Source organism: Bdellovibrionales bacterium (assembly GCA_016716765.1).
Lineage (GTDB): Bacteria > Bdellovibrionota > Bdellovibrionia > Bdellovibrionales > UBA1609 > JADJVA01.
In genome coordinates this window covers 169,238-182,371 of the sequence record JADJVA010000006.1, presented here as the reverse complement: position 1 = coordinate 182,371, position 13,134 = coordinate 169,238, and the positions used below count along the sequence as shown (strand labels likewise).

Annotated in this window: 9 protein-coding genes; all 9 read right to left on the bottom strand. The window is 47.6% G+C overall.

Features of this window, described 5'->3' with window-relative positions; translation table 11 throughout:
• Window positions 1-50: 50 nt before the first annotated feature.
• Window positions 51-1,484 carry a transcription termination/antitermination protein NusA gene (gene nusA, locus IPL83_04800; protein ID MBK9038474.1) on the bottom strand — a complete coding sequence of 478 codons (1,434 nt, stop codon included), beginning with the start codon at window positions 1,482-1,484 and terminating at the stop codon, window positions 51-53.
• A 5-nt stretch (window positions 1,485-1,489) separates the two neighbouring features.
• On the bottom strand, window positions 1,490-2,038 hold the full coding sequence (locus IPL83_04795) for a ribosome maturation factor RimP (GenBank protein ID MBK9038473.1): 549 nt from the start codon (window positions 2,036-2,038) through the stop codon (window positions 1,490-1,492).
• A 151-nt stretch (window positions 2,039-2,189) separates the two neighbouring features.
• Entirely contained in the window at window positions 2,190-2,660 is a 471-nt protein-coding gene (locus tag IPL83_04790; GenBank protein MBK9038472.1) for a GNAT family N-acetyltransferase, read from the bottom strand.
• Window positions 2,660-3,415 (bottom strand): hypothetical protein, encoded by a 756-nt coding sequence (locus tag IPL83_04785; GenBank protein MBK9038471.1) that lies wholly within the window; start codon window positions 3,413-3,415, stop codon window positions 2,660-2,662. The genes IPL83_04790 and IPL83_04785 overlap by 1 nt, the downstream gene beginning before the upstream one ends.
• A 96-nt stretch (window positions 3,416-3,511) precedes the next feature.
• Window positions 3,512-4,495: a hypothetical protein gene (locus IPL83_04780; protein MBK9038470.1), complete on the bottom strand. Its 984-nt coding sequence runs from the start codon at window positions 4,493-4,495 to the stop codon at window positions 3,512-3,514.
• On the bottom strand, window positions 4,492-7,650 hold the full coding sequence (locus tag IPL83_04775) for a hypothetical protein (protein MBK9038469.1): 3,159 nt from the start codon (window positions 7,648-7,650) through the stop codon (window positions 4,492-4,494). The genes IPL83_04780 and IPL83_04775 overlap by 4 nt, the downstream gene beginning before the upstream one ends.
• Window positions 7,651-7,987: 337 nt before the next feature.
• Complete coding sequence (locus tag IPL83_04770; GenBank protein MBK9038468.1) at window positions 7,988-8,272, bottom strand: hypothetical protein; 285 nt, start codon at window positions 8,270-8,272, stop codon at window positions 7,988-7,990.
• The gene (locus IPL83_04765; GenBank protein ID MBK9038467.1) at window positions 8,269-10,743 is read right to left on the bottom strand and encodes a hypothetical protein; all 2,475 of its coding nucleotides are present in this window, start codon (window positions 10,741-10,743) and stop codon (window positions 8,269-8,271) included. The genes IPL83_04770 and IPL83_04765 overlap by 4 nt, the downstream gene beginning before the upstream one ends.
• A 20-nt stretch (window positions 10,744-10,763) precedes the next feature.
• Complete coding sequence (locus IPL83_04760) at window positions 10,764-12,950, bottom strand: hypothetical protein (protein MBK9038466.1); 2,187 nt, start codon at window positions 12,948-12,950, stop codon at window positions 10,764-10,766.
• Window positions 12,951-13,134: the final 184 nt, after the last annotated feature.

Below are 13,134 nucleotides of genomic sequence, written 5' to 3'. Positions count from 1 at the left end.
CCGCTGTCTATCTCTTTATCACGAATCAACCACATTTAAGATGCTTTCAATTATTCCTGAATTCCGCCAACCTCAGTCTTTTCACTACCTGCCGTCTCTTCCTGCGCCTTCAACTGAGCCATCTCTTCCTTCAAACGCTGCGCCGCCTGAGACTTAGCATCACCCTCCAGCTGAACCTCTGGGGTCTTTGTTGGAGCCTTTGGTACAGTTTTACCTTCTTGCTGGTACTGGGTTAGGAGAGCCTTTGAATCTTCAACTAATTTGGTGGCCCTGCTTACGTCTTCATATCCAGGAATCTTCATCACATCATCAATCTGTGCCTCAGCTATGGCTTGAAATGACCCGTATCCTGATTGGAAAATATTCTGTGCCATCGTTTGACTCATCCCAGGAATCAGCATCAGATTGAATATCGCCTCGGCTGTTCTCTGCGAAGCATTCGACTCAGAAACAATATCCAATTTCCAACGCGTCAGCTTTGCTGCCAGACGCACATTCTGACCCTTTCGTCCAATGGCCAAGCTGAGTTGAGAATCTGGAACTACAATTTCCATTTCCATCAAATTTTCGTCCATATACACTTTAGAAATCTCCGCAGGGGCCAGAGCATTGCAAACAAATCGAGCTGGCTCATCATCCCAATTAACAATATCAATTTTTTCGCCTCGTAGCTCTTGCACAATACTCTGTACGCGACTGCCCTTCATTCCCACACAGGCCCCCAAGGCATCCACAGCGGAATCCTTAGAACTCACAGCAATCTTAGCCCTCTGACCAGGCTCACGAGCGGCTGCCTTTATTTCAACAATACCATCATAAATTTCCGGAACTTCCATTTCGAACAACTTCATCAGGTAGCGCTCATCAGCTCGAGACATGATAATCTGAGGGCCTCTGGTTGTTTGACGAACATCAGCAATGTAGCCTTGAATCCGATCTCCTGGTTTGTACTGCTCGCCCGGGATCTGTTCCCGGGGTGGAATGTAGGCCTCAGTCCGACCAAGATCAACAACGATAGCTCCTCTTTCAACCCGTCGGGCAATTCCTGAGGCAATTTCTCCCTTTCGTTGTTCAAACTCATTAAAAATAAGGTCACGCTCGGCATCGCGCACTCGCTGAGTGATAATCTGCTTGGCCGTCTGAGCTGCAATTCGCCCCAAATCTGAGGTCTCTAACTTATGCCCAATCGAATCATGAAGTTGAGCATCAGGGTCCAACTCAAGGGCACTAGATAGCTTAATTTCAACTTCTTCATCACAAAAATCTTCGTCGTTAACCACTTCCTTGAATTCATAGAGCTCTATCTCGCCAGACTCCTCGTTATATTGGGCCTCAATTTCACGATAAGTCCCGTACTTTTTTCGAGCCGCCACCAACATACCCTGGATAACAGCATCAATAACGACACCTTTATCAATGCCCTTATCTTTGCCGACCTGCTCAATCATACGACTCAAATCAGAGAATACATTTTCCACAGCCATCCCTATTACCTCTTCTTCATCTTCTTTTTGCTTCCTGATTTCTCACTGAAAACAAATTTTACGTTCGCTCTCCGAATAATTCGTCGAGGAACTTCCCACTTTGCCTTATCATTCTCAACCACAACCACTTCGTCCGATGCTTCCGTAAGCTTCCCCTCAACCGACAACGGACCACCCTTTCCAGGCTTTGCTTCCACACCCTCAGGCAGAGGAATGGATTCCGTAGTGGAAAGCTTCACTTCCTGACCAATCGCCTTCTCGAAATGCCATGTCTCAATAAGCTGCCTCTCAAGTCCCGGACTAGAAACTTCCAAATCATAGGCTCCGCCAGGAATGAGATCTCTTACATCGAGCAAAAGGTTGAGGCCCCGCGAAATATTGGCACAATCGTCTACAGAAACTACGCCTTGAGCACGATCAACAAATACTCGTAAATTTCTTTGCCTAGATCCACCAGAAAACTGAATATCGTATAGAAGACAACCCTCTCGCTGGCAAATTTCACTCGCCAATTCACGAATCTGACCCAAAACATCATCAGACAAACTACTCAAATCTCTGTCCTTCTACACCACTCCGATCCCTCGCGACCAGACGCGGACACAATAAAAAAGAGGACCACTGGCCCCCTTACGAGTGTTCGATTTATAACGAAGGCAAACATAAAAGGCAAGTCATTATCAGAGCTTATTCACTCGACTGGATTCAAGGACAAAGCCTACTATAGAGGTCGGCACCGGCACCATCGCGATAGTAATTGGGTCTCCTGCCTACTTTAGAAAACCCTAACTTTTCATAGAGGTTACGAGCCCCACGATTTCCCTCATGAACTTCAAGCCAGATCTCCTCGCCGGAATCAAGCCCCTCAATGACCGAGCGCATAAGCTCTGCCATAATGCCTCTCCTACACCATTTGGGATGGGTTCCGAGAAGCCTAATCTCGCGACCCCCGGGAAAGCAACGCCAGATAACAAAGGCGGTTAATCCAAAAGGTTTATAAAAGACTCCCAGCGAACTGCCTGTCTTTCCTTCTTCTGCGATCTGCTCCTCGCTCCAACCTCCCCCAATCGGAAATGGGGAAGCTGAATAGACGGCCTGAACTGTCTGGTGCAGTTCCACAAAATCGCTCCCCTGAAGAGCCCGAATTTCCCAAGAGTCACCTTTAGCAAGACCCATCAAACGTCCAAAGAAAGATTCTTCACTTTGTACTTCTCTTGAAGTATCTCAAACCAGTTTTTCAATCTCATGTCCACATGCTGACGTTCTAAAAACGATCTGATATCATCTTTAAATTTCTCAAACGGAAAGTTGCCAAATTTTATCCTATTTTTCTCAAAATACTCACGAACCTCATCGTCCGTCACCGGCACCACGGAGCTTCGACCCTTGAATTGAATAAATCTTTTGGCTCGCATTTTTCTTTCTAATTGGCTTTTTAATTCAGAGCGGGTCACGGCGAGGCCCTTCCACTGGATATTCTTCTTCAAAGCATCCTGAACTCTCTGTTCGGCCGCCTCCAGCTCAAGGCCCAAAATCTCATGGGCCGAAAAACTTTGCGCCTCAAGAAAAACAACCCACTCCAAAAGGCTTGAGACGACCTCTCGATCAAACTCCTTACCATTCACATCGAGAGAGAAAATCTCTGGAATTTTCTTGTTGCTATACATCGCCTTCTCAAGAAGAAAGGCAATTTGCACCTCCCGGCTGGTGATGGGCCTCCCGCCCACAACGGCCACTGTGGTGGTTAATAACTGCCTTGCGGGAATCTCCTGTTGCACTTGGGCTTGTCCCTGCTTCGATTGCGCCAGACCTTGCTGCTGCATTGAAAACAAACACAAACCGAAACTCAGCAAGAATGCCTGTGCGCCGCAATATCCACCTAGGCTCAGACTAAAAAATCTTATGATACATGCTTGCCAGATCAATTTCATGGTTCTATTTAACCACCTCTCTGAGGGTAGTCACGGCTTTTGAGAATTCTCCTTTGGAACAAATGAAGGACGTCCTGACCTTCGTCTCGTGCTCACTTACTTTTTTTGTGGAGGATCGATCTTGTGGGCATCCCCGTTGTAGCGCTCAGCTCCCTTTGGTCCACTCCAATTCGTCAAATGAATCCGAACCTTTTCTCCCACTCTCCAGCCAACCACTCCTTCTCCACTCTCGGGAGAAATAGAAATGGTTTTTCTCGTCTCGGGCGAATCGGCGTACTCGATCTGAACCTGCGTACTTGTGACCCCCGTCACGACCCCTGGCTCTACAGACCCGAGAGAACCCCAATAAGACGCCCCACCAACTGTGGCCAGGAGCAAGCCCCCAGCCGCAAGCCCGTAAATTTTTAAGGGAACACGAGAAAAATGACCACCAGATGTGCCTCCTCTCCCTGCCGCTCTGGCCTGTTCTGTCCTTTTTTCCAGCAATGCACCGCCTGAACCAAGGCCTTCGCCTTTGACCACCACGTCCGGGCTCTGAGCGGAAGTTTGATCGCGCTCCGCACCACTTTTATTCAATAGAGGAGACTGAGAAGCATGGCCCCCGCGATTATGAGAATGTCCAGTCGCAATATTGCTGAGTCCGGTAAAAGTGTGATCAACATCAAATCGGGCACCACAACCCGGACACTGCTCGTCAATCTGAAAGGTGCTGGACTTGCACCAGGGACAGTTAAATTTCTCTCCACTCAAGGCCTGCCGATTTTCCTCCGTCCCCGGAACCGACAAGACGGGAAGGAGAGCAAAGAGTTTTCCGTCACGTTCCACAATTGGTGTTTCAACATATGCTTCAGTTGTGTGCGGCTTTGGGCAATTGGGACAAGCTTGTCTATTGTGTACATCAGGCTTTGCTGAGACGGTACTGCCACAGCCTTCACAAACGTAATAGTCCCAGATAGTATCTTCGGGTTGCAACATCACATAACACGCCCCTGGAGATACGCTTGAAAAAACCTCAAACGCAGGGACGATAGCTATCAAGATGAAAAGACAGTAACTTGCGAGAATTCGTTTTTGTGTCATGGCGTGACTCCCTTTTTAAAAATCGTCTGGCTGTCATAAAGGTCTCGGTCGGTCCCTTGCGCTCGATGAAGCGCCGGCCACAGTAAAAGATGGCGATAATTATCAACTTTGCTAATTCCAGGCAGGATGCTCTTTCGAGTCCGCGCCTTTTCTTCCAAGAATCGAGCCGCCTTTTTGATTTCCTCTTCGACTGCTTTTCTATCGGTAGAACTAGAAACGCCACTCGCGTTCAACAAGGTCTTCCTGATCGAAGATTCCCATTTATCTTGAACAGCTGCGCGAGAGGAACCCTCCAATACCTTTGCAGCGAATAGGTCAACGGAGGCTATCAACTCGTACACTCTTGCTGGATTCTTGGAAAAGGGTCCAGACTTGACCGAATATTCCAATAGCTCGGACAATAAGGCGTCTAGTTTTTTGGCCGCCTCAGAGCCTTCTTTTTCATGAGCGGCCGTTTGAAGCCGAAATGCCACCTCATAAATAAGAGCATCACGAGTGGCTTTTTCTAAAACAGAATCGCCAGAGTCCAGAGCTTTGCGAAAAGTTTTTACCTTCTCTTTTAGGCTCAGACCAAGCAAGAGAGCTCGCAAATTTTCCTGACTGAGAATGTAGTCAGTGCTGCGGAGCTCCTGATTTGGAACCGAAAGTACAACAAGTCGGCCCGAGTCGCGTCGATGAACAGGTATGACCTCAAGGCTCCCTAAATGATAGGTATCTCGAAGAGTGCCTGGTTCACTGATTGCACCACTAAAACCAGATTCAATTCGAAATCCAAGCGACGGATTGTCTTTCTTCATCTGACTTAAAAATTCTTCTGCCCGTGCGATCAATTCCTCTGGTACAGGTTTTGAAAATTGAGTGGACATCACCGAAATGCTGTAACCTGGTCCAGGAAGTTCTGTCTCGTCAAAAGAGCCGTATTTTTCAGAGGCCTTAAGTGCCTCTTCAATGCTTGCAACACTCGTCAACCGAGGTTCGTCTGGTCTGAGCAATGAGGCGGTCAGGCCGCTCTCTGTGCCCAACTCCCCGCCCAACACAAGCATGTTTAACTTCGTGCGGACCGCAGCTCGAAGAAATTCGGTGCGCGACAGAAAGTCCAAGGGTTTTTCTGTTTGCAAATTTTGATTTGAACCTACTGGCACAATGATGGTTTTGTGAGCATACATATTTTCGAAAGTGTCTCGCTGTTTTTCCAAGATTCTCGTCAACGAAAAGAATCCGTAATAAGAGACATCCCAAATGTTCATTTTAAGACCGATTTTTTCTGTCAGCTTCTTCCATGCAAGGATTTCCTCTCGATTCGAATCCTTGTCGGCTAATAAGAGCAAAGAGGCCTCTGGATCATGTGAGTACACTTGAGCCACTCGAATAGAGAAGGAGTTTTTCTGAATTTTTCTGGGAGCACTTTCTCCATAGGCTTGCAGATTCAAACCAGAACTCAACTCAAAGTTGGTGTAGGGCAATGCCTCGGCTCCTATCGCAACTTCTCCCTCTATGAGAACTTCGCCGCCAGGAGGTATTTGAGTGATAGCCTGAATAAACCCGTCTGTTAAATTCCAAGATTTTTGATCCGTTGGGACCAAATAAGAGATTTGGTCTTTCTGGGCATCACCACCCACCAATTTCAGGTCCGTTGATAAAATCCTCTTCAGTTCTGAATTCGCACCGTAAGCCTTTTTCGATAAGTTTTTCACCTTCCAAACGATACGCGCCCTCTCTCCCGGACCTATCGAAGGCCGCACATCAATAGGTGTTATTTCAACTGGATAGGTGACCGTTAGGGTTTTGGGCAATCGAAAACCCTCAAATGTCTTCTCGACCCTCGTGACTTTTGCGATCGGCGTTATTCGATCCTCAACAACAGCTCTCTTGTCAGTTCCGACAAGCCCACTGTCCTTGATCACAAAGCTCAATTGATCCGGGAGGGTATACTCCATGCCCGCCTTCAGCTGGGGAACCTTGAGCATTGCAGGGTCTGCAATCGCCCAAGTGGAAGAGCCCAACAACACAAGCACGTCGGATTTCCCCGCAGGCGTTGGCATTTGTCCCACATTTTTTACAGTGATCCCACTGATCAAAACCCTCTCGCCAAATTCAAAAATCCCATCCCTATTTTCATCCAGCATTGTAAAACTTCTAAGTTCAAGATTGTATGGGCGTGCATAAGTGTCAGATGAACCATCCTCGTTTTGAACGATCACCTCGAACTTCCCATTGGGTCCTGGGGGCCCGCCCGAAACGGGGTTATTCCGAGTTACCCCATCCCTTCCATTTGATCCATCAAACCCGCCGGGATTGGAGTGGGAATCAGTCGTTGTCACATCATGACAGGCTCCCTTCTTAACTGTTCGAGAACCATTGCTATTATTGACCGTATAGTCCGAGTCACATCTTCGCCCCGTGACTCGAGTGGTCGTCCAAGAATATCCACTGCCGCCATCCCCTCGACGGCCCCCACTGCCCCCCTTGCCGCTCTTGCCGGGTTTGCTACCTGCTCCTCCGCTCACATCAGGTCGAACGAGCATAATGAGATGGGTGTCATTCTGATCCAACCGAACTCGCACTGTGCCACCAGGACCTCCGGGCGAGCCTGGGGTCCCAGGTCCTCCATCTCCCCCGTCACAACCATCGGTTCCGTTGCCACCTCTGCTACTTCTTGTCGCATTGGACCCGTCTCGCCCATTGCATCCGCCTTCACCGTCTCCTCCATGCCCGCCGTTGCCCCCACGCCCCCCCCGAGTATCGAGAAGAATAAACTGATCCGTAGGCCGATATTCAATTGATCGATTGAAACTGTTTTTACCAACGCTTCCAGAAATGCTGATGATGGCGCTTTGTCCGGCAGGGCTCAAATCCCTCATCAGGATATCAATCAAGCCACCGGGTTGACCTGGGGTCGAAGACGATGCCGCGTGCCCTCCGCGCCCGTGACCAGATGATGCTCCCGGGCTTGTTGAGTAATCACGCTCAATAGAACCGTCTAGGCCGTCCGCACCACTGGCATCGAGAGTGAGCAAAGTCTGCGCGCCGGCCGAGGCAAAACAGAATGCCATGGCAGCAAAAAAGATGAGGATCCTTTTGGCCTTCTGACCTAAAAATCCAAACCGCCCAATTTCAATGGCCCATGTCTTAGAATCGAATAGATGCTCAATCACCCTTATCTCCTCACTGAATGAAGGTTCGTTTTCAACGAATAGATCTCTTACTTAGATATTTAGAAGTCCGCTATCGGACCGCTGCTTTTGCAGGTTCCGTGCCATTCGCTCCAAACAGAAATTTGACCTGCCAATCAGCCAACCAACCAACCAACCAACCAAACGGTGAGAAATCAGAGACTCTGAATGAGAGCCCGACGACACAATCCTCGCGGCTCGAAGACATAATAGGCCCCATATTCCTTCCTCTGAACCAAAACGGCTGGCAGTGCCGCAGGAAGGTCAGACTCTTTGACAAAATTGCGCACTTCGCGCTCAAGAGCGATGGGCCGATCGGCTACATAAAAACCTTGATTTGCAGTTCTCTCCCATCGTGGAGTTCTAAGTCGAGATGACCACTATCAGAATTAAATTTCGCATTCACGACGGCACTGTGACCAGATGCTCGACGAATTCCTTCTGCAAAAGCCGCGGTGTTGCGGACGAGTTCAGCAACAAATTCTCGCCGACTATCGACGAAACCCCCATTCCGACTCAAAACTAAAATGTAATTAATATCAAATCGATTCGGAAAGAGGAGAGGCGAAAGTCCGCCACGCAAAAGAAGATGTTGAGCAATCAATTCTGAGATGCGCCCGCTCCCATCCTTGTGAGGATGAATCGCTTCGTATCGCGTAAACGCCTCAATGGCCATTTGATAACTGGGCTCCACTGATTGCAACCAGGCAAAAATTCTTTGAGAGCCAGCGCAGAGGTCCTTGTCTCACCTGTGACCGCAGTGTAATCAAAGTTCGAAAACACACCTTGATGTTCTTTCGAAAGGACTCCTTCAGTCAGATAGCTGTGAAGTTCTTTAACATCAGCCTCGGTCATCGGTCTTTGATGATGCGCAAATATCCAATCGACGGCCCGATGAGCCCCTTGAACAGATTGAGCAAGGGTTTCCGCGTCCACTTGGCTGCCACGAAGATAAACAACATCTCCCGTATTTAAAGTTGCGGATCGAGTCATGGACTGGAGCACGATCGCCCGCTGATAGGCAAGAGTCAAACCATGCAATTCACCATAGACATGCGCATCAGACGCCTCTGCAGTTGCGTGTGCGTGTGTATGTATATGTGCATCTCCATTTCTATCCGGAGAAACAGATCTCTCAAAATGAGCTAAAAGGTCACCGTAAGTCTTGATTAATCCACGCGACACACGCTCCCCTCTCCTGGAAAGCTCAATAACTTGAGCATGCCGAACGCGAACATCCTGAAAAAGATCCCTCATCCCGTCCAAATCAGAATTATCTGAGAAGCTTTGAAACTGCCTTAGATAGTATTGTGCAATGAGAGAACTGTGCGCAGAATATCCCATTCGCGTGGGAAGACCCAAAACGAGCTTAACCAAAAGGGCATAAAGTTCCTTGGCCTTCTTCTTCCCCTCAAAATCGGGCTTGTGAAGTCCGAAATTGGCCCTTGCCGAGTCCTCCACTTGGGGAACATCTGTCACAATGTAGGCGGAAGCATAGCGAATATTTCGATTCGTCCGCTCATTAAATTCTCGAATCAGATTGGCTATTTGAGAACCCTCAACATCAATCGAAAGAATGCGATTCTTGTCTCTGAGTCGCCGAACAAGCTGTCGTGATTCGACGAGCGGAGAAGGAACGGATATATGAGGCCCCGAATAGACCACACCAAAGGGTGCTAAATCATAGAGGTCATTCACAATTCCTGGTAGACTATTGACCTGTCCCGAATCGTTCAACAACATGAAATTCCTAGGAGCTACTATCCTATGTTTGCCGACCTGTGGATCCGTGACTCCACCGGAGCCAGCAAAAATAACTCGATCGACGCCACGTTCAAGAAAAGGACGAATCAATGGCAAAACGAACTTACCGAAATAGCGATAGTCCATTCTGATCACCACTACGACATTTCTTGGAATACCGCTTTTGCCCAAAACAGCAAAATAGGCTATCTCAGCAAAATCGCCCAGACGACTCGTTTCGATATGATGGACGGAGCGATCCTGCTCAAGGACGCTAGCAATGACTTCCCCGTAACCCAGCACAAGATCATCAATGCGGTGACCAGGCAATCTCTGAACTCCCTTGGCAAGAACTTCAGCCGTCTGCTCCCACGACTTTGGCCCGTCCGAAGTCAAAATCCTAACGCTTTTAAAATCGTCGCGAAAATCTACCGCCAACTGCATTTTCTTGTGATGCAATAGATCAACACCAATAAAGCTATGAAAGATGATCAACGGCTCTGCCCGCATGGGTTTAAACGCAAGCATGGTTTTCGAACCCCTCATCGCGTAGGAGGAGTTAACCTGAAAAAATTCACGATAGCCTTGAAGCCTAAGACTTCGAATCGTGTCGTAGGTTCCTAGTTCCGAGAATATGACTTGATCAGGTCGAGCGATATGATTCAATCCACCCCATTTCCTCTTGATATAAACGTCCAGATCTATCAATGAACTCGGAGCATCGAGATCGAAGAGCGGATGTAAATCAGCTCTTTTCATCTCAAAGTGAATTGGACCTTCCGAACGATAGGTACCCTCGTCAGACACATTCATTGGCCGCAATATGACTTCGTTGGTAAGGCCGTACTTTTGATTGAGCCCACCCCATATTTCTTTGGCCTTGCGACGATTGACCTCTGGATCTGAAACTGGATGCTGCCTTTTCAAAACATGAAAAAGCAAGTCCTCAAGTCTCAAATTCTTAAGCTCATCGAAAGTTAGCGCACTCAAGCTTTGCAGGGCGACTCGAAGATCAGAACCGAGAGGTCCGCTGGGAAAACTGACAATATACTTCCTGAATGTATCGCTGATAATTTCATTGATTAACATCTCCAAGGAGACCTCTCTCGAGGCGGGGGCGCTAGGAGTTAAACCCCTAGCATCAGACAATTCTTCGGTGATACCCATCGCAACGTGGTTGATTGCTCTTCGCTCATCGATACTTTTCGCAAGCCCAGCCTGGAGCCATTGATACTGCTCTAGCGCTTCAAGATAGCCTGGCACATCGGAGTCTATGCTTTCAAAAGGATAGGCCTTCTTTTTTCTGAGCCAGAAGATTTCCAGTGCTTCCAATTGAGCCCAAAGATCTCTGATTATTTTCCAGTTTTCGGAGAAGGTCGACCGGTTAAAGTTGACAAAAATAAAGGTTGAGGGTCAGCAAAAAAATCCATTTTTATCGGTCCAAAGGGATCATTTCCTTCAAGAAAGACATTGGAGTCATAAAAAGTATCCAGGTACTTTTTGGCGCCAGACAATACGGCAAGATGATAAATTCCTTCCTGCCTCCGATCGCTGAAAAGCTGAGACTCCAATTGATCCATACTCGAGGCAGGAACAAAAACTGACCGATCAAAATATCCGATGGAGTGGCCGTTGTAGCTGATACGAACGTCTATCTCCAGATGACTTTTTGATTCAGGTCCACTTTTTAAATGAATAAGTGGAAGCAATCGCCCTATGAGAGCCAATCGAAAGACCACCTTCTTCTTAATCAAATCTTTACTCAGATCTAAAACCTCTCCAGGATATCCCGTCACCGCAAGGCTTAAGAAATCTGTCCAGAATTCGTTTGTCTCGAGCAATCCAGGCCTCAGTGAGGCGGTTCGAGAGATGATATAGACGTCCGCAATCGCATCAATGAGCTTTGCTATCTGAGAACGAGTCAGAATATTTTCGAGGGAATTGATAAACGACTTCGCCCAAGTTTCAAATGACTTCTCTTCTCGATTCAATTCAGATTGAAACTCCGGCCTGACTGAGCCAAATGCCAAACGCGAAAAATAGCGTCGGGTTGAAAAGAGTTCAAATCTAGTTCGCAGTCGAGCATCATTATGAATCGCGACAGCCAGATAATTGGCGAGTGCACCTTGTTCATCCCTTGACGAAATCTCCAATTGCTCTGCCAAAGGCCCATCGCCAAGAATATTCCTCAGCTCATTAATTGAAATATTGAGATCGAGCCAATCAATATGTCGATCGGCAGCTTGACGAACAGAGAGGGGTAAATCATGACTCATCTGGCTTTTCACGAGATTGAATGTAATTTCTTGGTCGGGTTTTATGGCATACCCGTTACGAATAGCCATCCGGCTCACGAGAAATCTGGGATCGCCAAGTAAAAGTTGGCGACGAAGAGAAACCAAGCTCTTTGGAATTTTCGTGGTAGTTCGCAAAGCTCCAGGAAAGAGTTGGTTCTCCATCGAAACATTTGGAGATCGCTCCGGTGGCGGGGCGGACACCGATGGACCAGATGGTTTCAGGGCTGTGATGTTGGAAATGAGATTTTTGATGAAGAGAACATATTCGTTTGAGTCGTTCCTTCCCTCTTCAATTTTTCGCAATTCATCAACGAGAAGAGTCTCTAGATTTTGACGAGAGAGGTGCACGCGAGCGGATTGATAATGGGAACCCTCAAGGATGGCTCGATAGACCGCAGGAGTTAACATCATCTGAGCCTCACCTTGGCTTTCAGTCAAAAGAGACTGACGGACTTTTGTGCTACTGATCGGCAAGGTTCTCCTGTTCAAAATATAAAGAGACGGACGAAGCCTCTCGCGGGCTTGATAAAAATGGACATTTCCTTCTCTTCTGTATTCATATCTTTCCAAAAAGTCTTGTGGGTAAATCTGTTGTAAGGGGTTATTGAGTGTGTGATCAATGGAAGTCTCTCCAGGAGAGCTTTGGCGTCCAATAAAAATCATGTTCGTGTTTTCAAACATCTCCTGCCACCTCGGACCCCATTTTGGCATGCTGGCACCACTGTCTCCCCCTGCTAACCACCAAAGATTACGAGGATGCCCAACCAATTTCCGAAAATGCAAGATCGAATCAATAGATTCGCTAATTTGATTCTCGACATCGAACCGAGACATCTCAAGGCGAACCAAACGACCCGCCTTAGAGACCCAAGTCACATGTCCTGGGCCTACAATGCGAAAATCGCGAAAAGGAATATTACGTTTTCGTAGAATAAAATCGAAACTCTCCACTGCCACCTGAGTCAACTTCAGGACCACATCCACCTTCTCGGCACCCTCTTTGTAGGGATTTGCCACGAGAAAGACGCCGCGAGGAAAAGAGTGTTCATAGAGAGTGTCGGCCATAAGGGCCAAATGCATTTCAGTAATCGGACTGAAACTCCCTCCCATGACGAGAAGCGAATTCTCTGGTTCTGCCGATTCCAGAGCCAATGGACGAGGGGATGCGTTCAAAGTGCTGACGACAACAAAAAGTGAGATAAAGGCGATAAGCCGAAAAAATAGGGAAGGTGAATCAATCATTCGCAAGTGGCTTAGCAACTGCTATGCCATGGAACTTGGACCACCTTTGCTAGAGCCAATTCGTCGTCAATGTATTACAACTTCCTCGCCACACTCTTATTCTAAGGAGAACTGCACCCTGACTTTATTTTAGGTCCACAAAATAATTTCAAAATGGTGTGTCGCGGACCCCACATTATCGCAA

Excerpts from the sequence above, each read along its gene's own strand:
- IPL83_04760 (MBK9038466.1), bottom strand. The coding sequence starts at position 12,950 with ATGATTGATTCACCTTCCCTATTTTTTCGGCTTATCGCCTTTATCTCA.
- nusA (MBK9038474.1), bottom strand. The coding sequence starts at position 1,484 with ATGGCTGTGGAAAATGTATTCTCTGATTTGAGTCGTATGATTGAGCAG.
- IPL83_04785 (MBK9038471.1), bottom strand. The coding sequence starts at position 3,415 with ATGAAATTGATCTGGCAAGCATGTATCATAAGATTTTTTAGTCTGAGC.
- IPL83_04780 (MBK9038470.1), bottom strand. The coding sequence starts at position 4,495 with ATGACACAAAAACGAATTCTCGCAAGTTACTGTCTTTTCATCTTGATA.
- IPL83_04790 (MBK9038472.1), bottom strand. The coding sequence starts at position 2,660 with ATGGGTCTTGCTAAAGGTGACTCTTGGGAAATTCGGGCTCTTCAGGGG.